General features: G+C 65.9%; 21 protein-coding genes. 10 read left to right on the top strand and 11 right to left on the bottom strand.

All coding sequences use genetic code 11. From position 1 onward, the window contains the following. Positions 1 to 94 precede the first annotated feature (94 nt). Together P6U31_RS09555 and P6U31_RS09550 are read right to left on the bottom strand one after the other, a co-directional pair. Positions 95 to 688 (bottom strand): GNAT family N-acetyltransferase, encoded by a 594-nt coding sequence (locus tag P6U31_RS09555; RefSeq protein ID WP_407187946.1) that lies wholly within the window; start codon positions 686 to 688, stop codon positions 95 to 97. 201 nt (positions 689 to 889) lie between these two features. Beyond that, on the bottom strand, positions 890 to 1,816 hold the full coding sequence (locus P6U31_RS09550; RefSeq protein ID WP_407187945.1) for an SMP-30/gluconolactonase/LRE family protein: 927 nt from the start codon (positions 1,814 to 1,816) through the stop codon (positions 890 to 892). A 250-nt stretch (positions 1,817 to 2,066) separates the two neighbouring features. On the opposite strand from P6U31_RS09550, the gene P6U31_RS09545 reads away from it, so the two are divergent. Beyond that, positions 2,067 to 3,170, top strand: a complete 1,104-nt coding sequence (locus tag P6U31_RS09545) for a mandelate racemase/muconate lactonizing enzyme family protein (RefSeq protein ID WP_407187944.1) — start codon at positions 2,067 to 2,069, stop codon at positions 3,168 to 3,170. Between the two features lie 9 nt (positions 3,171 to 3,179). Here P6U31_RS09545 and P6U31_RS09540 read toward each other — a convergent pair whose 3' ends face one another. After that, positions 3,180 to 3,536: a hypothetical protein gene (locus P6U31_RS09540; protein ID WP_407187943.1), complete on the bottom strand. Its 357-nt coding sequence runs from the start codon at positions 3,534 to 3,536 to the stop codon at positions 3,180 to 3,182. 185 nt (positions 3,537 to 3,721) lie between these two features. On the opposite strand from P6U31_RS09540, the gene P6U31_RS09535 reads away from it, so the two are divergent. Beyond that, positions 3,722 to 3,946 carry a hypothetical protein gene (locus tag P6U31_RS09535; RefSeq protein WP_128927397.1) on the top strand — a complete coding sequence of 75 codons (225 nt, stop codon included), beginning with the start codon at positions 3,722 to 3,724 and terminating at the stop codon, positions 3,944 to 3,946. A 281-nt stretch (positions 3,947 to 4,227) separates the two neighbouring features. On the opposite strand, the gene P6U31_RS09530 is transcribed toward P6U31_RS09535, so the two are convergent. Beyond that, positions 4,228 to 4,884: a glutathione S-transferase family protein gene (locus tag P6U31_RS09530; RefSeq protein ID WP_407187942.1), complete on the bottom strand. Its 657-nt coding sequence runs from the start codon at positions 4,882 to 4,884 to the stop codon at positions 4,228 to 4,230. 163 nt (positions 4,885 to 5,047) lie between these two features. Here P6U31_RS09530 and P6U31_RS09525 point away from each other — a divergent pair, with 163 nt between their 5' ends. Continuing rightward, entirely contained in the window at positions 5,048 to 6,271 is a 1,224-nt protein-coding gene (locus P6U31_RS09525; protein ID WP_407187941.1) for a polyhydroxyalkanoate depolymerase, read from the top strand. A 13-nt stretch (positions 6,272 to 6,284) separates the two neighbouring features. Here P6U31_RS09525 and P6U31_RS09520 read toward each other — a convergent pair whose 3' ends face one another. The 6 genes from P6U31_RS09520 to P6U31_RS09495 all read right to left on the bottom strand — a co-directional run bounded on the left by P6U31_RS09520 (position 6,285) and on the right by P6U31_RS09495 (position 14,209). Beyond that, positions 6,285 to 8,153 (bottom strand): ABC transporter ATP-binding protein, encoded by a 1,869-nt coding sequence (locus P6U31_RS09520; RefSeq protein ID WP_407187940.1) that lies wholly within the window; start codon positions 8,151 to 8,153, stop codon positions 6,285 to 6,287. 201 nt (positions 8,154 to 8,354) lie between these two features. Next, on the bottom strand, positions 8,355 to 9,281 hold the full coding sequence (locus tag P6U31_RS09515; RefSeq protein WP_407187939.1) for a 2-hydroxyacid dehydrogenase: 927 nt from the start codon (positions 9,279 to 9,281) through the stop codon (positions 8,355 to 8,357). 7 nt (positions 9,282 to 9,288) lie between these two features. Then, positions 9,289 to 10,617 carry an NAD(P)/FAD-dependent oxidoreductase gene (locus P6U31_RS09510; protein ID WP_407187938.1) on the bottom strand — a complete coding sequence of 443 codons (1,329 nt, stop codon included), beginning with the start codon at positions 10,615 to 10,617 and terminating at the stop codon, positions 9,289 to 9,291. A gap of 40 nt (positions 10,618 to 10,657) precedes the next feature. After that, entirely contained in the window at positions 10,658 to 11,536 is an 879-nt protein-coding gene (locus tag P6U31_RS09505; RefSeq protein WP_407187937.1) for an ABC transporter permease, read from the bottom strand. A gap of 3 nt (positions 11,537 to 11,539) precedes the next feature. Further along, positions 11,540 to 12,490: an ABC transporter permease gene (locus P6U31_RS09500; RefSeq protein ID WP_407187936.1), complete on the bottom strand. Its 951-nt coding sequence runs from the start codon at positions 12,488 to 12,490 to the stop codon at positions 11,540 to 11,542. 27 nt (positions 12,491 to 12,517) lie between these two features. After that, positions 12,518 to 14,209 carry a peptide ABC transporter substrate-binding protein gene (locus P6U31_RS09495; RefSeq protein ID WP_407187935.1) on the bottom strand — a complete coding sequence of 564 codons (1,692 nt, stop codon included), beginning with the start codon at positions 14,207 to 14,209 and terminating at the stop codon, positions 12,518 to 12,520. Positions 14,210 to 14,428: 219 nt separating this feature from the next. Here P6U31_RS09495 and P6U31_RS09490 point away from each other — a divergent pair, with 219 nt between their 5' ends. Together P6U31_RS09490 and P6U31_RS09485 are read left to right on the top strand one after the other, a co-directional pair. Next, entirely contained in the window at positions 14,429 to 15,061 is a 633-nt protein-coding gene (locus P6U31_RS09490) for a cupin domain-containing protein (RefSeq protein WP_407187934.1), read from the top strand. A 128-nt stretch (positions 15,062 to 15,189) separates the two neighbouring features. Continuing rightward, the gene (locus P6U31_RS09485; protein ID WP_407187933.1) at positions 15,190 to 17,067 is read left to right on the top strand and encodes an ATP-binding protein; all 1,878 of its coding nucleotides are present in this window, start codon (positions 15,190 to 15,192) and stop codon (positions 17,065 to 17,067) included. 203 nt (positions 17,068 to 17,270) lie between these two features. Here P6U31_RS09485 and P6U31_RS09480 read toward each other — a convergent pair whose 3' ends face one another. Beyond that, positions 17,271 to 18,296 carry an AraC family transcriptional regulator gene (locus P6U31_RS09480; RefSeq protein WP_407187932.1) on the bottom strand — a complete coding sequence of 342 codons (1,026 nt, stop codon included), beginning with the start codon at positions 18,294 to 18,296 and terminating at the stop codon, positions 17,271 to 17,273. A gap of 187 nt (positions 18,297 to 18,483) precedes the next feature. Here P6U31_RS09480 and P6U31_RS09475 point away from each other — a divergent pair, with 187 nt between their 5' ends. The 5 genes from P6U31_RS09475 (at position 18,484) to P6U31_RS09455 (ending at position 24,042) form a co-directional block, all read left to right on the top strand. Then, positions 18,484 to 18,933, top strand: a complete 450-nt coding sequence (locus tag P6U31_RS09475) for a cupin domain-containing protein (RefSeq protein ID WP_024339447.1) — start codon at positions 18,484 to 18,486, stop codon at positions 18,931 to 18,933. Positions 18,934 to 19,032: 99 nt separating this feature from the next. Then, a complete protein-coding gene (locus tag P6U31_RS09470) occupies positions 19,033 to 20,523 on the top strand; it encodes a flavin-containing monooxygenase (RefSeq protein WP_407187931.1) in 1,491 nt (496 codons plus the stop codon). Positions 20,524 to 20,617: 94 nt separating this feature from the next. Then, positions 20,618 to 21,685: a hypothetical protein gene (locus tag P6U31_RS09465; RefSeq protein ID WP_407187930.1), complete on the top strand. Its 1,068-nt coding sequence runs from the start codon at positions 20,618 to 20,620 to the stop codon at positions 21,683 to 21,685. Between the two features lie 65 nt (positions 21,686 to 21,750). Further along, positions 21,751 to 22,734 (top strand): NAD-dependent epimerase/dehydratase family protein, encoded by a 984-nt coding sequence (locus tag P6U31_RS09460; protein ID WP_407187929.1) that lies wholly within the window; start codon positions 21,751 to 21,753, stop codon positions 22,732 to 22,734. 132 nt (positions 22,735 to 22,866) lie between these two features. Beyond that, entirely contained in the window at positions 22,867 to 24,042 is a 1,176-nt protein-coding gene (locus tag P6U31_RS09455; RefSeq protein ID WP_407187928.1) for a YncE family protein, read from the top strand. Positions 24,043 to 24,055: the final 13 nt, after the last annotated feature.

The following is a 24,055-nucleotide window of genomic DNA, read 5'->3' as shown; positions in this document are numbered from 1 at the left end:
GGTTTAGCTGAACTGTTGCCGCACCCGCGATCCCCTCTCCCATAGGGAGAGGTGAGAACCATCGCGGCTAGCTTGTGATCAGATGACATCTTTTCTAGCGCGGCTTGTCGTTGAGTTGAAATTCCAGATGCGCCTGCACCGTCGGCCATTCGGCCGCGGTGATACTGTAGACAACCGTGTCGCGCAGCGTGCCGTTCGGCGCGATCTGGTGGCTGCGCAAAATGCCGTCCTGCTTGGCGCCGAGACGTTCGATGGCGCGGCGGCTCTGGTGGTTGAAGAAGTGTGTGCGGAATTCGACCGCGATGCAGTTCAGCGCCTCGAAGGCGTGCCGCAGCAACAGCAGCTTGCACTGGGTGTTGAGGGGGCCGCGCTGCACGCTCTTGCCATACCAGGTCGAGCCGATCTCGACGCGGCGGTTGGCGGCGTCGATGTTCATGTAGGTGGTCATGCCGACGATCCTACCGCCGGCATCGAACACGGTGAACGGCAGCATCGAGCCCGCGGCCTGCAGGCCGAGGCGGCGATCGATCTCCTTGCCCATGTTCTCCGGCAGCGGAATCGCGGTGTACCAGAGTTTTGACAGCTCGCCGTCCTTGACGGCCTCGACCAACCCCTCGCGATGATCATGCGACAGCGGCTCGAGACGGGCGTGCTGTCCACGCAGGGTGATGGGATCGGGCCAGGGCATTTGAAGTCTCTCCTTACGTCATTGCGAGGCGAGGCAGCCGGACTGCCGGGTCCTCATCCTGAGGAGCGCGGAACGCGCCTCTCGAAGGCTGAAGGCCCGGCTGGTGGCCTCGCCCTTCGAGACGCGCGCGAAGGGCCGCTCCTCAGGGTGAGGGTCTGATCGTTGCTTCGCTTCGCTCGCAATGACGGTCACTAGCACCGTTTACTTGTTTAGGAAATTGAGCGGCAAACCGCCGCGCGGCCAGTCCATCGCGACCAGCTCGCCCTTGCCCGACAGCGTGATATAGGCCGTCTTCAGCTCGGGGCCGCCGAAGGCGATGTTGGTGGTGACGCGATCGCCGGTCGGGACCTGCTCGACCAGCGTGCCGTCGGGCGCGATCACCGAGATGCAGCCGGAGACGAGGGTGGCGACGCAGACATTGCCGCCGGCTTCCACCGCGAGCGAGTCGAACATCTGGTAGCCGCCGAGGCCGCAGATCGGCTTGCCGCGCTCGCCGCGATAGATCGCGTCGCGCGGCTTGAGCGTGCCGGGCGCGGAGAGCTCGTAGGCCCAGAGCCGGCCCGTCGGCGTCTCCGCGATGTAGACGGTATTCTCATCCGGCGACAGGCCGATGCCGTTTGCCGGCAAGATGCCGTGCACGACCTCGACCAGCTCGGTCATGCCGGGCTTGAGATAATACATGCCGCCGACGTCCATCTCGCGGGCGCGGCGCTTGCCGAGATCGGAGAACCAGAGACCGCCCTGCTTGTCGAACACCAGATCGTTCGGCCCGCGCAAATCGTGCGCGCCGCATTTGGTCACGACCGTCTCGACCTTGCCGGATTGCAGATCGACGCGCTGGATCGAGCCGCCGAGATAATCGTCGGGCTGCGGGCCCGGCATGATCATGTTGCGGGTCGGGATCCAGGAGAAGCCGCCATTGTTGCAGATGTAGATCTTGCCGTCGGGCCCGAGCGCGGCGCCGTTCGGCCCGCCTGGAATTTTCGCCACGATCTCCTTGCGGCCATCCGGATAGACGCGCGTCAAGCGCTGGCCGCGGATCTCCACCAGCACCACCGAGCCGTCCGGCATCACGACCGGCCCTTCAGGAAATTCGAGGTCGGTGGCGAGAACGCGGACGTTGGACATGCGGAGACCCTCCCGGCTGCTTGTTATGGCTTGCACGGGATGTCCGGCACGGGCCCCACACGCAAGATTTGCCCGCGGTTATGACAAAGTCGCCGAGGCTTGCCAAGCAAGCGGGATGGTATGCCAGCGTTGCGCTGCATTCCTTCGTCAGCCGCGATGAGACAGTGCTCGAAACCCCACTGGCGACGCCCCGGCATTCGCAGCTACACTGCGCAGAACCGCTCACGAGAAAGCACGGAGGAACCGCGTCATGGAAATTACAGATGTGCGGGCGCACCATCTCCGCATTCCCTATGATGCCGGTGTCGCGAGCTTCCGGCAGGGCGCGTCCGCGATCACGGCCCTCGACATGGTGCTGGTCGAGGTCACGACCGATGCCGGGCTGACCGGCTGGGGCGACGCCTTCGCCTATGTCTGTCCCCGCACCACGCGCAGCGCCGTCGAGGAGATGATCGCACCGCAGGCCCGTGGGCTGAAGGTGCCCGATGCGGCCGGCATTCCCGCCGTCATGGAGCAGATCCAGCGCAATCTGCATCTGTTCGGCCGCTACGGAATCACCATGTTCGCGATCTCAGGCCTCGACATCGCGCTGTGGGATCTGGCCGCCAAGATCGAGGGCGTGCCGCTGCATCGCCTGATCGGCGAGAGCAAGCGCGCCAACATTCCGGCCTATGCGAGCCTGTTGCGGATCGGCGCGCCCGACAGCATCGCGGCCGAATGCAGCAAGGCGCTCGCGCTCGGCTACGGCGCGATCAAGCTGCATGAAACCACGGCCCCTGCGGTATTCGCCGCGCGGGAAGCGATCGGGCCAACCATTCCGCTGATGGTCGACATGAACTGCCCGCTCACGGCCGAGCAGGCGATCGCATTCGCGACGACGTGCCGGGACGCGCGGCCGATGTTCCTGGAGGAGCCGGTCTGGCCGCCGGAAGACTTTGCCGCGCTCGCCGACGTCCGCAGCAAGGGCGGGCTCGGCGTCGCCGCCGGCGAGAATGCCTGCACGGAGTATCAATTCCGGCAGATGATGGCGGCGGGCGCGGTGAGCCACGCCCAACCGTCGGTGACCAAGGTCGGCGGCATCACGGAATTCCTGAAGATCGCCGCGCTCGCCGATCGGCTCGGCGTCAAGATCGTTCCGCACTCGCCCTATTTCGGTCCCGGCCTGCTCGCGACGCTGCATCTCCTTGCGACGCGCGACGATGGCTTGGTCGAGATGTTCTATCTCAAGCGCGAGGCGTGCCTCTGGGGCGGCCGCGCCGATAGCGATGCCACCGGCCACGTCGCGGTGCCCTCGGGACCCGGGCTCGGCTATGAGCCTGACCGTGGCGTGATGGAGCGATATCGCGTGACGTGACCGGCGCGGTTATTTCGCGGCGTCCTTCGGCGGCGGAGCGTCCTGCTTCTTCTTCAGGTCCTCGGCGAGCTTGGTCTGCGCGGCCTGGAGATCGCCGATCGTCTTCTGCAGTCCGGCGACGGCTGTCTTCAACGCGTCGATCTGACGACCCGCCGCATCCATTTTCTGCTGGTGGTCGAGGCTGAGCTTGGTGATGGTCTTCTGCAGGAAGTCGACATTGCTCTGCAGGCAGGAGGTGCGCCGCTCCATGGTCTTCTCGACCGTGCAGATCTCGATGCCGGGCACGTCCTGCGCGTGCACCGGCGCATGCGCCAGCGTTACGAGCAGCAACATCGCGAAACAGATGCCGGCATTTCGAAGCAGCATGAAGGGTTCCTCGTCCGGTCGATCACGGCAATGTGCGCTGTTTGCGCGCAGCCGCGTGACGCTACCACACTCGCACCGCATTCTCGCGTTGAGCTTGCCGCCGTTCCCTCGGACGGGGAATGATGATCCGCGCGCGGAGGAAGTGGGCGCTCCTTCCGCGGCTTTGTTTAGGGGAGATTTTTGGAATGGCAACGCGCGATAGACGTTTGGCGGAATTCGACGGCGCCGGAGAACCACCGCCCGGCCTGCCGGTCGAGGTGCTGTGCGAGGACCACAGCGGAACGTATCAGCTGCCGTTCGCCTGCCGCTATGTCGAGGGACGCTGGCGAAACCATGAGGCAGGGATCGCGGTCGAAGCCACCGTCATCGGCTGGCGCCTGCCGCGCGTGAAGCACTCTGGCGCGGCCTGACGAGCAGCCTCCGTCTCAAAATGCAACGGGACCGCGCTCCGTCTTAACCTTCGGAACGCGGCCCGAACGAATCACGTCCGAATCAGAGGAATGGCCGTGTACGCACCTGTTCACGGCTAGATGTCGACGCGACTGTTCGCGGGCGTACAATATCTGTGCGGCGCGACGGACGGCATCGGTCGGTCCCGCGCGCCAAAGGTTAATCAGGACAAGGGCATAGCTCTCGGGCAGGCCGAAAGCCATTACCGCCACCGAAACAGGCAGGGCCGCACGAAGGCTGCCTAATATTCGACCTCGAGCTCCTCGATCTCGGCCGGCTCCTCCCGTGCCGCGGCGATCCATTCCTGCATCTCGGACATCGCCATGATGGTGTCGGCATAGGCTTTCAGCACCGGCTCCAGCTTGACGTCGTAGGTCACAAAGCGCGTCACCACGGGCGCGTACATCGCATCCGCCATGGTGCGCCGCGCGCCGAACAGGAACGGGCCGCCGGATCTCTCCAGACAGTCGCGCCAGATGAACCAGACACGGTCGATGTCGGCCTGCGCGCGCGACCAGATCTTGAAGCCGGGGAAGTGGCCCTTGAGATTGACCGGCAGCGAGGCGCGCAGCGTGGTGAAGCCGGAATGGATTTCGCCGCAAATGGAGCGGCAATGGGCGCGCTGGACGCGGTCATCAGGCAGCAGGCCGGCGGCCGGCATCACCTCGTTGAGATATTCGGCGATCGCCAGCGTATCCCAGACCACGGCGCCCTCGTGCCGCAGGCACGGCACCAGGATCGACGACGACAGCAGGAGGATCTCCGCGCGCGCCGACGGATCGTCCGGCGCGGTGACGATCTCCTCGAAATCGAGCCCGGCGAATTTCGCCAGCAGCCAGCCGCGCAGCGACCAGGACGAATAGTTCTTGCTGCTGATGGTCAGTGTCGCCTTCGCCATATGGCCCTTCCCTGATCCCGCCTCTCCGCCGGCTGGCGGATGCGGCCGTGCCCCGTGCTTGCGGTGACGTGAGCAGCAAGCGACGTGCCAATTTTGCACGGCCGTCCGGCCGCTGTTTGGCGTCGTAATTGCATAGCACCGCGGAACGGGTGGGCATTTCAGTATGATGTCGATGTATTATCAGGCCTTTCAGAACCACATGGACATGACTGCGCCGTGGCGCGCGGGGGCCTCGTCCGCGCTCAAATTCCTCAATCTGGTGCCGCAGGGCATGTCGGACCAGCTCGTTGGCCGGCTATCGGCCGCGCTGGAGCTGATCTCGCGCTCCACCCTCACCTATCACCGGCCGGCGTACGGCATCGACAGCGTGACGGTCGGAAACCGCGAAGTGCCTGTCACCGAGGAGATCGCCTACGCGACGCCGTTCGGCTCGCTGCTGCACTTCAGGAAAGACGGCGTGGGCGAGCAGCCGCGCATGCTGCTGGTGGCACCGATGTCCGGCCATTTCGCAACGCTGTTGCGCGGCACCGTGAAGACGCTGCTGCAGGACCACGACGTCTACATCACCGACTGGCACAATCCGCGCGACATTCCGCGCAGCGAGGGCCGCTTCGGCCTCGACGACTATACCGAGCATCTCATCGACTTCCTCGGCCAGCTCGGCCCGCGCCCCCACATGGTCGCGATCTGCCAGCCCTCGGTGTCGGCGCTCGCGGCCGCCGCGATCATGTGCGAGGACAACCATCCCTCGCGCCCGGCGACGCTGACGCTGATGGCGGGCCCGATCGACACGCGCATCCAGCCGACCAAGGTCAACGACTTCGCCAAGAGCAAGCCGATCGAGTGGTTCGAGCGCAATTTGATCAACTACGTGCCGGTGCAGTGCCGCGGCGCGCTGCGCAAGGTCTATCCCGGCTTCGTGCAGCTCACCGCCTTCGTCTCGATGAATCTCGAGCGCCACATCAAGCAGCACATGGACCTCGCCAACCACATCGCCAAGGGCGAGAAGGACAAGGCCGCCACCATCAAGACCTTCTACGACGAATATTTCGCCGTGATGGACCTGCCCGCCGAGTTCTACATCGAGACCGTGCGCGACGTGTTCCAGGAGCACCTCTTGCCGCAAGGCAAGCTGATGCATCGCGGCCGTCTCGTGAACACGCGCGCCGTCAGCCGCATGGGGCTGATGACGGTCGAGGGCGAGAAGGACGACATCTGCTCGATCGGCCAGACGCTCGCCGCGCAGGATCTCTGCACCGGCGTGCGCGCCTATCGCCGCGTCCACCACATGCAGGCCGGCGTCGGCCATTACGGCGTGTTCTCAGGCCGGCGCTGGAACAACGAGATCTATCCGCTGCTGCGGGACTTCGTGCACGTCAATTCGTAACGCGGGCGACGTCTCAGCCCGACCACTCCTCGCCCCACAGCTGCACGACATGGCCCGGCGACACCTCGCGATAGTGCCGCACCGGCGGCTGATAATCCGGCGCGCGCACCGGGCTTCTGATCTCGTCGTTGGCGGCTTCGCGCCTGGTGCCGCGGCGTGACGGATCCGGCACCGGCACGGCGGCCATCAGCTTCTTCGTATAGGGATGCTGGGGATTGCCGAACACGGATGCGCGCGGGCCGATCTCGACGATCTCGCCGAGATACATCACCGCGACCCGGTGGCTCATGCGCTCGACCACCGCGATGTCATGGGAGATGAAGAGATAGGCCAGGCCCATGCTGGCTTGCAGATCGAGCATCAGGTTCACGACCTGCGCCTTGACCGAGACGTCGAGCGCTGACACCGCCTCGTCCGCAACAATCAGCTTCGGCCCGAGCGCGAGCGCGCGGGCGATGCAGATGCGCTGGCGCTGGCCGCCGGAGAACTCGTGCGGGAAGCGCGCGGCCATGTCGGCGACAAGACCGACGCGCACGAGGAGGTCCGCGACCTTGTCGCGCGCCTGAGACGCCGACGCGATTCCGTTGGCAAGCAGGGGCGCCGCGATCGCCGCGCCCACCGACATGCGCGGATTGAGACTCGCAAACGGATCCTGAAAGATGATCTGCATGTGCTTGCGGAAATCGCGCAACGCTCGGCCGTTCATGGCCAGCACGTCCTGACCGTCGATCAGCACCGTGCCGCTGTCCGGCTCGGTCAGCTTGAGAATGGAGCGCCCCGTGGTCGACTTGCCGCAACCGGATTCGCCGACCAGCGCCAGCGTCTCGCCGGCCCGCAAGGTGAAGGAGACGTTCTCGACGGCGTGGACGCGGCCCGAGACCTTGCCGAGCAAGCCCGAGCGGATCGGAAAGCGCGTGGTGAGGCCGGAGACTTCGAGCAACGGGCGCTCAGCCGTCGAGACCGTGTCGGGCGTCTCCGCCGGCTCGTCCGAGGTGCCCGTCACTTTATCGACGATCGGAAAGCGCATCGGCCGCGCGCGTCCATCCATCGAGCCGAGGCGCGGCACCGCCGCGAGCAGCGCGCGCGTATAGGGATGCGACGGTGCCGCGAAGATGCGCGAGGTCTCCTCGAGCTCCACCGCCTGCCCGCCATACATCACAACGGTGCGGTCCGCGATCTCGGCGACCACGCCCATGTCGTGGGTGATGAAGAGGATCGACATCCCCTCCTCCTGCTGCAGCTCCTTCAAGAGCTCGAGGATCTGGGCCTGGATGGTGACGTCGAGCGCGGTGGTCGGCTCGTCCGCGATCAACAGCTTCGGCTTGCAGGCCAGCGCCATCGCGATCATCACGCGCTGGCGCATGCCGCCGGAGAAGCGGTGCGGATGCTCGTGGAAGCGCGATGTCGCCGCCGGGATGCGGACGCGGTCGAGCAGACGGATGGTCTTGGCCTCCGCCGCCGCGCGCGACAGGCCGCGATGCTGGACCAGCGCCTCCGCGATCTGGAAACCGATGGTGAGCACCGGATTGAGGCTCGTCATCGGCTCCTGGAAGATCATGGCGACGTCGTTGCCGCGAATGTCCTTCATGCCTGCTTCCGGCATTGCCAGCAGATCGCGACCGGCCAGCGTGACGCGCCCCTCGATGCGGCCGATCTCCTTCGGGATGAGCCGCATGATCGACAGCGCGGTCACGCTCTTGCCCGAACCGGACTCGCCGACGATCGCCACGGTCTCGCGGGCTGCGACGTCGAAGGATACGTTGCGCACGACGGGAATCCATCGCCGCTCGAGCATGAAGGAGGTGGTGAGGCCGGAGACGGACAGCACGGGCGAGTGTGATTCAATATCGACTTGATCTGATCTGGTTGCACCGATGCTCATGCGAGGGCCTCTGCATGTGCCCCGGCGAAGGTGCGCTCCCTCCCCCGCTTGCGGGGGAGGGTTGGGGAGAGGGTGTCTCGACAACGAAGGCTCCCCCAGAGGAGAGAACCCTCACCCGGCGCGACGCGCCGACCTCTCCCGCAAGCGGGAGAGGTAAGAGGGGCCCGTGGCTGCACCGATGTTTCCATCAACATGTCGTCCTCAGTAACCACGGCTGCGGTCGACGAGCCCCGGCAACGCCTCGCCGCGACGGTGGCGGGCGATGACGTCGAGCACGAAGTCGACAGCCGTGTCCGGCGTGGTCATGCTGGCATTGTGCGGCGTCAGCAGGATGCGCGGGTGGCTCCAGAACGGATGGCCTGAAGGCAGCGGCTCGGGATCGGTGACATCGAGCACCGCACCGGACAGCGCACCACTGGCGAGGGCTGCGAGGAAATCGGCCTCGACCAGATGCGGGCCACGTCCGACATTGACGAGCCCCGCACCGCGCGGCAGGCGCGCGAACAGCTCGGCGTTGAGGATGCCGCGGGTCTCATCGGTCAGCGGCAACAGGCAGACGAGGATGTCGGCTTGCGCGAGAAACTCCGGCAAGGCGTCGGCGCCGGCGTAACAGGTCACGCCGTCGATCTCGCGCGGCGAACGATTCCAGCCGAGCAGCGGAAAGCCGAATGCCTTGAGGCGATCGAGCACGGCCTGGCCGAGCTGGCCCAGCCCCATGACGCCGACCCGCCGCCGCTTGGCCGGCGTGATCCTGATCTCGCGCCAGACCTGCTCCTTCTGCTGATTGATGAAGTGCAGGAGGTCGCGATGCAGGGCCAGCACGGCCATGGTGACATATTCCACCATGGTCTCGGCGATGCCGGGCTCCAGCATCCGCACCAGCGGGATGTGCGCCGGCACTTTCGTGGTGTCGAACTGGTCGACGCCTGCGCCCACCGAGAAGACCAGCTCGAGATTGGGGAACGCCGTTGCAACGTCGTCCGGCGGCACCCAGGCCACGAGATAGCGGATATCGGCGGGTTCGCCGATATCGGGCCAGAGCCGGAACGGCACATCGGGCGCGCGCTCGGCGAAGAATGTTGCCCACTCGGCGCCGCGCACCATGTTGGCCTTGTAGAGAACCGTCATGCGGCCCTCAGAACGGGCTGACCGGCGCGAGGCGCCGGCCGTCGATCATGCGCTTGTGGCTGTAGGCAGCCGGGTCGACCAGCGGCGTCGCGCCGGTCACGATGTCGGCGGCAAGCTTGCCGGCGGCGGGGCCGATGCCAAAGCCGTGGCCGGAGAAGCCGGTCGCGAGGAAGAAACCCGGCAGCGCATCGACCGGCGAGATCACGGGGATCGTATCCGGCGTGCAATCGATGGTGCCGCCCCAGGCTTCCGCGATCTCGATGTCCTTCAACTCCGGATTTGCCTTGATCAGTGAGGCGAGCGCGGCATTGACCAGCGACATGTCGGGCGCGGGATCACGCACGCGCTCGGCCTCGAACGGAGACGGCTTGTCGAAGCTCCAGCTGGTGCCGCGCGCGATCTGCTCGAAGAACGACTTGCCGAACGAGAGCTTCAGCCCGTTCTTGCGATGCTGATAGGTCGGCCAGAAAGTGCGCGCGTAGCGGAACAGGTCGGGCGACAGCTCGACCGTGCCGCGATTGCGCAGCGCCAGCGTGAAGCCGCCGTCGAGGCGGCGACGGATGCAATAGAAATCGGTGCCGAGCGCGCCCGAGGTGATCTCCGGTCCCGGCGTGGTCCGGCACGCGGTGGCGTTGACGAGGCCGATCGGCAGCTCGATGCCATGACGGCGGCAGAACAGCGACGACCACGCGCCGCCCGACAGCAGCACGGCTTGCGTGCGGATGGTGCCCTTCTCGGTGACGGCGGCGCTGACGCGGCCGCCGGTCGTCTCCAGCCCCCGCGCCGCACAGCCCTGATGGATGGTGACGCCATGTTTGCGCGCGGCAGTCGCCAGCGCCGGCACGGCCATCGACGGCTCGGCGCGGCCGTCGCTCGGCGTGTGCAGACCGCCGACCCATGTGTCGGTATTGCCGGGCATACGCTCGGCGACCTCGGCCGGCGTCAGGACGGTGGAGTGAACCTGCATCTCGCGTGCGACCGCGGCCCAGCGCTCCCAGCTGGCGAGCTCGTCCTTGCTCTTGGTCAGGAACAGCACACCGGTGCGACGGAAGCCGGCATCGACGCCGTCGTCATTCTGCATGTCTTCCCACAGCCGCAGCGCCTCGCGGGCGAGCGGGATCTCCTCGCGCGCGCGGCCCTGCTGGCGGCACCAGCCCCAATTGCGGCTCGACTGCTCGCCGCCGACATGGCCCTTCTCGACGAGCGCGACAGAGAGGCCCTTCTTCGCGAGATGATAGGCCGCGGACACGCCGATCACGCCGCCGCCGATGACCACGACGTCCGCCTGCGCCGGCAGGCGTTCATCGCTATTGATTCGGTTCAGCGGCGGGGACATGGGGCACTCCTGGCATTCAGTTCTGTCGAGTTCTTGCTGATCATGGGATATTCATGCGCGGATCGAGCGCATCGCGCAGGCCGTCGCCGAGGAAGTTGAAGCTGGTCACCGCGAGCGTGATGGCGAGGCCGGGCGCGATCGCAAGCCACGGCGCACTGGTGAGATAGATCTGCGCGTTGTTGAGCATGTTGCCCCAGCTCGCAGCAGGCGGCTGGATGCCGTAGCCGAGATAGCTGACATAGGATTCGAGCAGGATCGCTTTCGCGACGTTCAGCGTCGCCGCGACCACGATCGGCGCGACCGCGTTGGGCACGAGCTCGCGGAACATGATGCGCAGGTTCGACGAGCCGAAGGCGAGCGCCGCGACGGCGAATTCCCGCTCGCGGAGCGAACGCACCTGGGCCTCGACCACGCGCGCCACCGCCATCCAGGCGGTCGCGGCGATCAGCACGGTGGTGGTGACGAGGCCCGGCTCGGTGAGCGCGGCCAGCGCCAGCAGCAGGAAGATGGTGGGAAAGCACAGCATGGCATCGACGAGCCGCATCAGCACCGCGCCGACCACGCCGCCATAGAAGCCGGCAAAGGCGCCGACGACGATGCCGACCGCCATCGCGATCACCATCGCAACGAAGCCGATCGTGAGCGAGACGCGTCCGCCCATCATCAGACGGGCCAGAACGTCGCGGCCAAGTTCGTCGGTCCCGAGGATATGCGCGCCCGAGAGCGGCGGCGCGAACCGCTTCATGATGTCGATATAGGTGTCGTCGAACGGCAGCAGATAGGGGCCGAACGCCGAACCGAGGACGAGCACCACGATGATCACCGCGCCCGCGAGCGCAAGGCGGTGCCGACGGAAGCGCCGCCAGGCGGCCTGGCCGGGCGCGAGCTGGACGGTGGTGGAGAGGGCTGCGGTCGCCATTGCCTAGCCCACCCTGATGCGCGGATCGGCGACGGCATAGAGGATGTCGGCGAGCAGCGAGCCGATCAGCACCATCGCCGCCGAGAACATCAGGATGCCCATCACCACGGGATAGTCGCGATAGCCGATCGAATCGAGGAACAGCCGGCCCATGCCGGGCCAGGTGAACACGGTCTCGGCGACCAGCGCACCGCCGAGCAGCGTCGGCAACTGCAGTCCGGCCACCGTGATCATCGGCAGCAGCGCGTTGCGAAGCGCGTGCACCGTGAGAATGCGCCATTCCGGCATGCCTTTGGCGCGCGCCGTGCGGATGTAGTCCTGGTTGATGACCTCGAGCATGGATGAGCGCATGAAGCGGCCCCACATCGCGGTCTCCACCAGCGCCAGCACCACCGCCGGCGCGATCAGGTGATGCATGAGGTCGAGAAAGGAGCCGTCGCCAATGGTGTGCCGGTTGCCGGCCGGCAGCCAGCCGAGCTTCACCGAGAACACGTAGATGGTGACGAGGCCGAACCAGAAGGTCGGGATCGACAACGCGATCATGGCGCCGACGGTCGCAAGCGTATCGAACAGCGAATAGCGGCGCAGTGCGCCGAGGATACCGATCCAGCAGCCGAGCAACACCGCGATGATGGTCGCGGTCACCATCAGCTCCAGCGTGGCGCCGAGATGCGAGGAGATCACCGACAGCACCGCCTCGCCGTCGCGATAGGACTTGCCCCAATCACCGCGCACCATGCGGCCGAACCAGTCGAGATACTGGATCGGCAGCGGACGATCGAGGCCGAGCTGACGGGTGACGCGGTCGAGATCCTCCTGCGTCATCTGTGCGGACACCGCGAACTGAGAGAGCGGCCCGCCGGGCGCCAGATGCAGGATGGCAAAGCCGATTGCGGAGACGATCACGAGCAGCATGATCGCCTGTGCCAGGCGGTTGACGACGTAACGGGCCATCTCAGGCGATCCAGCCGGCCAGAGACATCAGGCCCAATACCATTCGCGCATGTTCCAGGTGTTGATCGACATGTTGATGTTGGGACGGAAGCCTTGCAGCCCCTCCTTCACGCCCTCGGCGATGAAGCCCTGGAACAGCGGCAGGATCGCGAGGTCGTTGCGGATCAGCCTCTGCAATTCACCATAGGTCGCCTTGCGCTGCGCGAGGTCGAATTGCTTGGCGCCTTGCGCGAGCAGCCGATCGGCCTCCGGGCTGCTGTATTGATAGGTGTTGTAACCGCGACCGCCCTTGGCCGGAATCGCGCCTGAGCCGAACCGCGGCGTCACGTCGGGATCGCTGCCCAGCATGAAGTTCACGGCCACGATCACCGAATTGAACTTCGACTGCTGCCAGAAATCGCCCCAGATTACGGCCGCCGGCATGTTGTTGACACGCATCGTTGCGCCAATGGCCCGCCAGTCCTGGATTAGGAGCTGCTGGCACTGCTCGCGCACGGCACTGCCCGCCGTCGTTGAGTTGGTGAATTCGAGCTTGACGCCGCCCTTCTCGCGGATGCCGCTGGAGCCGCGGATCCAGCCCGCGGCGTCGAGCAGCGCATTGGCCTTGGCGGGATCGTATTTGTGCTGCGGCAGCCCTTGCTGGAACGACCAGGCCTGCTGCGGTACGAAGCTCTCGGTCTGCGTCGGCAGGCCGTAATAGAGCGCATCGATGATCGCCTGCTTGTTGATGGCGAGATACAGCGCCTCGCGCACCGCGCGATCGGCAAAGGGACCAAATTCCAGATTGGGCGCGATGTGCTCCACCGAAGAGGTCGAGGACACGAAGATCTTGCGGCCCTTCAGCGTCTTCGCCTCCTGCACGAAGTTCGGCAGGATGCCCTGCAGGCCGGTGTAGTCGACCTGGCCGGTGCGGAACTGGGTGTAAAGAACGGTGAGATCCGGAATGTACTTGAAGACGACGCGTTCGACGTAAGGCCCCTTGCCATGATAGCCGGTGTGGGCATTCAACTGGATATGATCGCCGGGCACGCGCTCGCCCCAGCGGAACGGGCCGGTGCCGACCGGCGCATTGTGGAACGGCGAAGCGTTCGGATCGGGCACCTTCTCCAGGATGTGCTTGGGCACGATGAAGGTGAACGATGCCAGGATCGACATGTAGGGCGAGTACGGCGCTTCCATCCGCCAATGGATCTCGTCGGGCGCCACGACGGTGATGTCCTTGACGAGGCTATGGCCGACACGGCTGCGCGCGCGGAAACCGGGATTGTTGATCAGTTCGATCGAGAATTTGACGTCCTCCGCCGTGAACAGCGTGCCATCGTGCCACTTCACGTCGCTGCGGAGCTTGATCTTCCAGGTCAGGCCGTCCGCCGACAGGCCGCCATTCTCGAGGGTCGGGACTTCGCGGGCGAGGTCGGGGACGAAATTCCCGTCGGGATCGATGTACCAGAGCGGCGAGAACACCTGCCACCAGATGCCCTGATCGACCTCGATTCCCGGCATCAGCGGATGGAAGACGGTCGGCTCCTGCGACAGCGCCGCGATCACCTGTCCGCGCGGCTTGTCCGGCGGATTGGTCGGGCGTTCAGTCTGGGCAAAGGCGTTACCTGACAGCGTCCATCCCGCCGCGGCGCCGGCGCCGAGCTGAAAGAACTGACGGCGATTCGGAATGCCGAGATGCAGTGCCGGGGCGCCGAGCTTGCCGGTGTCGTCTGCCATGTCCCACTCTCCGTTTCCGCACGCGGCACCGTCTCCCGCGCCCCCGAGACCCCGGCAAGGGACAGGAGTGGGCTTTAGTGCTTCTAAATTTTTCTGCCAAAATTTCATCACGACTAAATACAGCTGTCAATCGCATTGCTAATATGCGCGACCTTTTCACTCCGACTGAAGCCGTGGCCCGGTGCGGCCGCGGCTCAAGATGATGCATGGGAGAGCGACATGGATGGTCGCGGCGACACGAACAGTCTGAAGGACGCTCCGACGACCGAGGCCGAAGATGCCATCGACCAGCGCCTCGGCGAGACCGTGCGGCTGCTACGTCAGCGCGCCGGCTTTTCGATCCAGGACGTCGCCAACAAGACCGGCCTGTCCACCGGCATGATCAGCCAGCTCGAACGCGCGCGCGCCATGCCGTCGATCCGCACGCTGCGCCTGCTCAGCATCGCGCTCGACGTTCCCATCTCCTATTTCTTCGAGACCAGCGATCCCGCTGATGCGCCGCGCTACATCGTGCGCAAGAACGCCAGGCGCCTGCTGCGGCTCACCGCCAGCGGCGTGGTCAAGGAGGCCCTCACCCCCGAAGACAAGGGCCAGCTCGAGCTCTACGAGCTCACGCTCAATCCCGGCGCCTCCTCCGGCACTGACTTCCTGCAGCACACCGGCGAGAAGGCGGGCTACATCCTCTCCGGCAGCCTGCGGCTATGGCTCGACAACCAGGCCCATGTGCTGGAAGCCGGCGACAGTTTCCGCTTTCCCAGCATCGTGCCGCACATGTTCGACAATCCGACCCAGCAGGCCGCGCGCGTGATCTGGGTGACGACGTTGCGCCAGACCGACTCGCCCGCAGGTTGAGATGCGGCCGCCTGGCTCACGCCGCAAATTGCCCCTCGACGCCGCCACGCGGAGTCTGTAGCTCACATCAGGCGGCCCCTCGACCCGGGCGGCCGATGCGGTGCGCGGCTGGGGTTTGGTGCGAGACCATGAAACTCAGGGGCCTTCTGACACTCGCGATGGCCGCACAGGTCGTTGTGACGGCCGCAGCCCTATTCGCTTCCTATGCTCTTGCCGGTAGTGGCGTTCTTGAATTTGGAGTTCCCCAGCTAGTCGCCCTGCTGGCGAGCGCTGCCGTAGCAATCCTGATTGCTCGCCTCTGCATCCGCGCGATCGAGAGATCAGAAGCGAAACGCGCCGTCGCGCACTCCGCCGAGCTGGCGCGGGCCCGCAGCGACAGTGCGCAGATGACGCAAGCCATCATCAAGACCGCGCTCGATGCCTTCATTCAGATCGACGGCAGCGGCACCGTGCTGGAATGGAGTTTTCAGGCCGAGGCCCTGACCGGCTGGACGCGCCAGGAGGCGCTCGGCGCCGACGTCGTCGATCTCATCGTCGCCAAGCCGCTGCGCGCCGCCTTCAGGCAGCGCATGGCGCGGCTGGTGCCGGAACTGTCGGACACCCCGTCCGGCCTGCGCTTCGAGCTCACCCTGGTCCACAGGAACGGCGACCTGATCCTCGCCGAGGCATCCAGCACGGTGCTGCGGCTGGGCGAGCGCGCCATCGTCAACACTTTCGTCCGGGACATCACCCAGAAGCGCGCTGCCGAGGAGCAATTGGTGCAGTCCCAGAAGATGGAGGCGGTCGGCCAGCTCACCGGTGGCATCGCGCACGAATTCAACAACATGCTTACGGTGATCACGGGCACGATCGAGATCCTCGCCGACGCCGTCAAGGACAACCCGCCGCTTGCGACCATCACCAAGCTGATCAGCGAGGCCGCCGATCGCGGCGCCGCGCTGACGTCCAGCCTGTTGTCCTTTGCCCGCAAGCAGGCGCTGCAGCCGGCCGATATCGACGTCAACGAACTGCTGGAAGAGCTCGCGAAGCTGCTGCTGGCAACCTTCGACAAGAAGATCGAGATCGTCACTAGGCTCGACGGCAACGTCTGGCTCGCCTTCGCCGACCGTGGCCAGCTGAGCTCGGCGCTGCTCAACCTGGCGATCAACGCACGCGACGCCATGCTGGATGGCGGCAGGCTGACGCTGACGACGCGCAACGTGGTGTTCGGCGTGCGCGAGGCCGTCGCGGTCGGCGCCGGCTATGCCGGCGACTACGTCGAGATCGAGATTGCCGATACCGGCACGGGCATTCCGCCGGCCACCCTGGAGCGCATCTTCGATCCGTTCTTCTCCACCAAGGAGGTCGGCAAGGGCACGGGGCTCGGGCTCAGCATGGTGTTCGGCTTCGTGAAGCAATCCGGCGGCGGCATCAAGGTCACCTCCGAAGAAGGTCGCGGCACAGTCTTCACGATCTATTTGCCGAAGGCGGAGGCGAGCGCGCTGCGCCCGACCGGCTATGACGATCGCAAGATCGTCGGCGGCAAGGAGACCGTCCTTTGCGTCGAGGACGACCACGACGTGCGCCAATACGTCACCGTCCAGCTCGAGAGCCTCGGCTACAAGGTCATCCCGGCCGCCAATGCGACCGAGGCCCTCGCGATCGCGGCCGACGGCAGACCGTTCGACCTGCTCTTCACCGACATCGTGATGGCCGGCGGCATGAACGGACGGGATCTCGCCGAGCAGATGGTGGCGGCGCGCCCCTCCCTGCGGGTCCTGTTCACCTCGGGTTACGCCTACGATTCGCTGCATGTGCAGGGACGCGCCACGATGGGCGCGCCGCTGCTGCGAAAGCCCTACCGCAAAGCCGAGCTCGCGAGCATGCTGCGCCGCTGCCTCGATACCGCGGTCGATTCCGCCGGCGATGCGATCCCGACGCCCTATTCGGTACAGGCCGACGTCGAGGGTTTTCTGCGCAGGCAGGCGGCAAAGGACAACGGCACGACGCGGTCGCGGAAGCAATAGCCGCCTCGCGAACCGGTGGGAGCCGACGGCTCACCTCTCCCGCAGGGAGAGGTCGGATCGCATCGTGAGAGGCGATCCGGGTGAGGGGTTCAGGTCTCAACTGGGTGCCGCGGCCCCTCACCCGGATTGCTGCGCAATCCGACCTCTCCCCGCTGGGAAGAGGTGAAAACGGACAGCCGCCCGGGCTTAACCTCATCACACATTCAGCTCATCCTTCGCCGCAGCGTCGCCGACGGCGTCTCGCCGAACTTTTCGCGATAGGCGCCGGCCATGCGGCCGAGATGGGTGAAGCCGAGATCGAAGGCGATGTCAGTGATGGAGGCATCGGGTGACGCCTGTGCGAGCCGGGCGTGCAGTCCGGCGAGGCGCATGTCGAGCAGCATCTGCGAGATCGACAGGCCGAAGTGACGGCGGAAGCCGAGCTGAAGCGCGCGGATGCCGATGCCGGACGCGCAGGCGAGCTGCGCGAGGTCGAGCGGCTCGCCGGCATTGTCCGCAAGGTGATCCCGCGCTGCGCGGAGCGCGCGCGGCAGCCGCTCGGCTCGTCCCGAGAAAGTTTGAATCGCATCCGAGAGGCCATGCCGCTGACCATTGAGCAGATGATCGAGCAGCAGCTCGCGCCAATCGGCCATCGCGACCGCCGACAGCCTGCCGGAGGGACCGAGACGCTCGGCGAGCGTCATCAGCTCGGCAAGACTGGCTCGCAGGGCCCGCCCCGCCGGCGCCTCCAGGTCGATCCCGGGATCGAACTCGACCGCGCCCGCCGCCCGGCCCGAGAGCGCCGCGGCGCGCTGCTCGACCATGCGGCGGTCGAGCAGCAGGATCGCCTGGGCGCAGTCGCGCCACACCATTCGGGTCGGGATCGTCGGCGACAGCAGCGACGCCGTCCGCTCCGGCGCGGCCTCGAGCTCGGTGAGGCCGGCGCGGATGTGTGCGGTGCCCGCAAGCGGCACCTGCACCAGGAAGAACCGCTCGAGGCAGCCGGGATCGATACAGACCGACCCGCCATAGGCGACATAATTGATGGAGAAGCCGTCAAAGGCCGCGCAATTGTGCCGGGCCGAGAAGCCCGCCGCGCGCGCCTGCGCCGGCTTCAGGTCGTGCGGGCAGAAGATGCGCCCGATCGCTTCGGCCGCTTCGTCGACGTCATCCGTGGTGACGCGGGCGAAATCCGCGAGCCGTTCGGCTGCAGACGCCCTCGCACTCATTTCCAGCACGGCTGCGGACATCGTCGACCACACTTCGCGTCACGGAATTGTTTTAAGCCTATAATAATTCCCGGGACGCGAAAAGGGCGACCGCGGTGAAATCGTCATGCTGCAGGGCAACAGCCGCCTGCGGATTCGTTTAGCGGATAGACAGGCGCCCCTTGCTGGCTGAAGCTCCGTCCCCGCCGGAATCCATTGGGAGCGCGCCATGACTGCACTCGAAAAAGGCATTACCGCTAACGGCACAGGCTACGGCGGCAAGAGCTGGAACATTCTGGGCCAGGTTTATTTCCCCAAGGCCGTCACCGACTCCACTTTCGCATTCGAGACCAACAGCGATCCCGGCCAGTTCGTGCCGGTGCACATCCATCCGACCCAGGACGAGTTCATCCTGGTGCAGGAGGGCACGCTCGACCTCAAGCTCGACGGCCAATGGGTCAAGGCCCATGCCGGGGATCTCGTGCGCATGCCGCGCGGCATCCCGCACGGCTATTTCAACAAGTCCGACAAGCCGTGCCGCGCACTGTTCTGGGTCTCGCCGATGCAGAAGCTGGAGGCGCTGTTCAATCAGCTGCACAATCTGACCGACCCGGCTGAGGTCGTGCGCATTTCGGCGCTACATGAGGTCGACTTCCTGCCGCCCGAGGCCAACGACTAGCCGTCGCCGCGTCCTCCGCTTCCATCTGCTTGCAGCCCGGCCGGCCGCGCCATGCGGCCGAACGCGGCCGCTTGCGCGCAAAACACATCGAGTAAACTCATGATCAGCCCCAAACATGTCTGCGTGATCGGCGCCGGCGTCTCCGGCCTTGCCGCCGGCAAGGCGTTCTCCAGCCGCGGCCACCGCGTCACCATCGTCGAGCGCAGCTCGGATCTCGGCGGCGTCTGGGAGCCGGCGCGCTCCTACCCCGAGGTGCAGACGCAGAGCCCGAAGGAGCTCTATCGCTACACCGACCGCGCCATGCCGCAAGGCTATCCGGAATGGCCGACCGGGCCGCAGGTCCACGCCTATCTCGCCGACTACGCCAGGAGCTTCGGCCTCGACCGCATGCTGCGCCTCGACACCGAAGTCGCCGGCATGGCGCGGCGTGGCGACGGCCGGCCGGGCTGGACCCTCGCGCTGAAGAGCAAGGACGGCACGACGACGAACGAGGATTTCGACTTCGTTGCCGTCTGCACGGGACAGTTCAACGAGCCACGCGAGCTGCATTGCCCGGGCGAGGACGGCTTTCTTGCGCAGGGCGGCCAGATCCTGCACTCGTCGAAATACGGCGATCCCATGCTCGCCAAGGGACGCCGCGTCGTCGTGCTCGGCGGCTCGAAGTCCGCGACCGACATCGCCGTGAACGCGGTGAAGTCAGGCGCGCGCGAGGTCACCATCGTGATGCGCGAGCCGGTCTGGCGCATTCCCTATTTCATCGGCGGGCTCGTGAACTTCAAGCGCATCCTCTACATCCGCGCGCAGGAGGAGATGTTTCCGGGCTGGGGCATCGGCGCGATGGGGCGGCTCGCGCACCGCATCGCCGCGCCGCTGGTGTGGGCGAACTGGCGCGGACTGGAGAGCCTCTTGAAAGCGCAGCTCAAGCTCGGCCGCTGCAACATGGTGCCGAAGGAGCGGATCGAGGACGGCGTCAACTGCTCGGTGCCGATCGCAACGCCGGGCTTCTATCCGATGGTCGCCGACGGCCGCATCAAGGCGGTGTTCGGCACGTTCGATCATTACGAGAACGACAGCATCGTGATGAGCGGCGGCGAGCGCGTGGGCGCCGACGTCGCGGTGCTCGCGATCGGCTACAAGCTCGGCGTGCCGTTCCTGCCCGAGGCCTATCGCGCGAAGCTGGTCGATTCCGACGGGCAGTACCGGCTCTACCGCCTGATCGCCAACCCCGATCTGCCCGAGCTCGGCTTCGTCGGCTTCAATTCGTCGTTCTGCACGGTGCTCTGCGCCGACCTCGCCGCGAACTGGCTGGTACGCTACGCCGACGGCCAGCTCGCCAACCAGCCGACGGCGCAGGCGATGCGCGACAACATCGAGATGATGCTGCACTTCAAGCGCGTCGAGCGGCCGGCTGCCGGCGTCTATGGTGGCCTCTGCGTCGCGCCCTACCACTACCGTCATTTCGACGAGCTGATGGCCGATATCGGCGCGAAGCAGCAGAAGCGCGGCGGACTCGCGGGGCGCTTCCAGCCACCGGATGCAGATGCCTATGCGAAATTCCTGGCGACGGCGCCGGACTACCGGGCGGCCTAGCCGATGAGAATTGCGGCTGAGCGGGATTTGCATCTCGCCAGCCCTCGTCTCCGACGCTTACGATCCCTGGTCACCGAATCGATGGGAACCGGCCATGGGATCCAGACGCCTTGCCATCTTTGCGGCGATTGCCTTTTTCGTCGCAGCGCCCGCGGCCGGCGAGCAGCGCGCGCTCACGCCCCGGCAGGCGGAAGCGGTCGCCGCCTATGACCGCGCGCTCGCCGACTTCAAGTCGATCCTCGCCGAGCGACGCCGCCAGATCGAGACGAAACAGCCACTGCCGAACCTGCCGGGACAGGCGCTGTATCTGGCGCGCGTCGCGGTCATCAGCAGCTACAAGGATCTGACGGACGTTATGCCGTCGCGGATCGGCCGGCCCAACAAGTTCGAAATCCCGCCCGCCTATTTCGATGCCGATATCGAACCGTTGATCGACGAATATTCTGCGCTCTTCGACGTCATGGAAGCGCCGCCCGCCGATGCGCAGAACTCGACGACACCGTTCAAGGACGTCGTCGATCTCGCCACGGTGATCGCGCGTGCCAAGGGGCTTGCGCCTGAGCACGCCGAGGCTGCGGGGCGCATCAGCCTCGGGCTGTTCTATGCGGAGACGAACGGCAAGCAGAATGTCCGCAACGGCCGCTCCAACACCTATATGGGCAGCTTCCAGACCGGCCCGTCTGAGGACCGCAACGGCCGCAGAAAATGGGAGGCCATCAAGGGCGAGATCGCAACGATCGATCCGGCCCTGAACGCGCGCGACGACAAGGAGGAAGCGCGGGCCCGCGGCACCGATCGCCGCTTCAATCACTGGACCAATGTGCGCGACGGCCTGATGAACGCGCATGCCGATCTGTTTCGCGAGATCCCCGCCATCGTGAAGACGCTGCCGGACCCCATCGACCAGATGAAGCTGTTCGAGCTGATCCAGATCGTGCCGACCCCGACGCGCGCCGCGCTCAAGTCCGGCGATCTCCTGAATTACAGGGTGTCGAGCCCGACGATCATGAAGCACCTGCGCAACAACAGCATCTTCGCGTTCGGACAGGCCGACCGGGCGCGCACTTCCGCGACCTTCCGCGAGATCCTCGCGGCAATGTGGCTGTTCAACCGGAAGTTCGAGAAGGCGATGGCGAAATACGCGGAGCTCAAAGCACGCTGATAGAGTTGCGCCAACAACCAAAAATTGTACAATTGAGAAATCTCTCTTCTCGCACGGACCGTCACATGCGCATCCTCGTTCTCGGCGGCAGCCAATTTCTTGGGCGAGCCGTCGCAGCCCATGCCTGCGCTGTCGGACATGACGTGACATGCGCCGCCCGCGGCTTGGCGGGACCGATCGCGGCGGGCGCCCAGTTTATCCGGATCGACCGCGACGTGGCCGAGGGGCTTGCACCGCTGACGGGCGAGACGTTCGATGCGGTGGTCGACGTCTCGCGTCATCCCGGCCAGGTCCGCCGCGCGGTCGCGGCGCTGAAGCGGCCGGGCGTACATTGGACCTTCATCTCCACGATCAGCGTGTATGCCGACAACCGGACACCCGGACAATGCGCCGACACGGCGCCGCTGCGCGAACCCGTTGCCGCTGAGATCGAACAGAGCACCGATGCCATCTACGGCGCCGCCAAGGTCGCCTGCGAACAGGCGGTCGGCAACAACGCCTTCATCTGCCGCCCCGGCCTGATCGCCGGCCCGGAAGACCCGACGGGGCGCTTCGCCTATTGGCCGTCACGCCTTGCGCGCGGCGGTGAGGTGCTGGCCCCCGGATCGCCTGACGATGCCGTCCAGTTCATCGACGTTCGCGATCTCGCGCAATGGATCGTGCACACGGCTGAGGTTCGCCTCACCGGCATCTACGACGGGATCGGACCGATCTGCAGCCGCGGCGAATTTCTGGCCGAATGCGCAGCCGCGCTCAACGCGTCCTGCACGTTTACCTGGATCGATCGCTCGTTTCTCGAGGCCCATGACGTGCGGCGCTGGGCAGGTCCGCGGTCATTGCCGATGTGGCTGCCCCTGCCCGACTTCGCCGGTTTCCTGACGCGCGACACCTCACCGGCCTGCGAGGCCGGGCTGACTTCACGACCCCCGGGAGAGACTGCGCGCGATACGCTGCACTGGCTGCGCGACAGCGGCGCGCCTGTCGTCGGACTTACGGAGGATGAGGAGCAGGCCGTGCTCGCCGCGTGGCATGCAGGCAGGGCGAGCTAGCACCGCACGCTTAGTGGCGTACCAAGGCCCCCGGATTTTATTCCTTGGGATGACATGATCGCCTCCAGATTATTGCGCGATGCACTCGGTGCATTTAGCTTGGCCGCACAACAACAAATACTCGGAGGAAACATGAAAGCCATTCCTCGCCTACGCGCCCGCCATGCCGCGTCAGCCCTGGTCGCAGCGTCCCTGGCCGGCCTTGCCAGTTTCGCTGCTCGTGCCGAGATCGTCGTCAGCGCCAATGACGGCAAGATGGTGCTGGAGAACGGCAGTGCCGTGGTACGCAAGCAGCCGGTGCCGGATACGGTCAGCGTCATCGAATTTACCGACGGCGCATTGAAACTGCTGGGCGAAGTGCCGGCGCCTGCCAGCGTCGTCGGCCCGCCGCCGAGCGTCGCAATCGCACCGGACGGCACCTTTGCGCTGGTGACGGGTGCCATGAAGATCAATCCGGCCGATCCGACCAAGACGGTGCCCGACGACAAGCTTTCGGTCATCGATCTGAAATCCTCACCGCCAAAAGTGCTCGCCACCCATCAGGCTGGCGCGGGCGCGGCCGGCGTCTCGATCAATCGCGCGGGCACGCTGGCACTGGTTGCGAACCGGAGCGACGGGACGGTCTCGGTCTTTGCGATCAGCGGCAACGCGCTGACGCCAGCCGGCAAGATCCAGCTCGGCGACGCCAAGTCGGGGCCGAGCCACGCCGTGTTCGCGCGCGACGGCGCAACTGCGCTGGTCACCCGCGACGGCGACAGCAAGATTTCGCTTCTCACCGTAGACGGGACCAAGGTCGAGTACGCCAAGCGCGACCTCTCCGCGGGCGTCCGCCCCTACGACATCGACCTCACCGGCAATGCCGCGGCCATCGTCGGCAATGTCGGCGCCGGCACGGGCGACAACGACACGATCAGCCTGATCGACATGACCGCCAAGCCGATCCGCGTCGTCACGACGGTGACCGTCGGGCAGACGCCTGAAGCGGTGAAGATGTCGCCCGACGGCAACCATGTCGCCGTCACCGTGATGAACGGCTCGAACAAGCCGTCCGCCTCGCCGTTCTTCAACGATTTCGGCCTGCTCAAGGTCTACAGGATCTCGGGGACCGAGCTCGCGCCGGTGGCGGAAGCCAGGATCGGCCATTGGTGCCAGGGCGTGGTGTGGTCAAAGGACTCCAAATATCTCTTGACCCAGTGCATGGTCGAAAGCGAGCTGATCGCATTCGCGTTTGACGGCAAGGCGCTGAGCAAGACGTCCACGCTCAAGATGCAGGTAAGTCCCGCGGGCATCAGAACCGCGGAGCCGTGAACCGGTGCGCGGC

The sequence above is a fragment of the Bradyrhizobium centrosematis genome (genome assembly GCF_045571495.1).
GTDB lineage: Bacteria > Pseudomonadota > Alphaproteobacteria > Rhizobiales > Xanthobacteraceae > Bradyrhizobium > Bradyrhizobium centrosematis.
The sequence above is the reverse complement of the archived record's forward strand: the minus strand, read 5'-3'. Positions and strand labels throughout refer to the sequence as shown.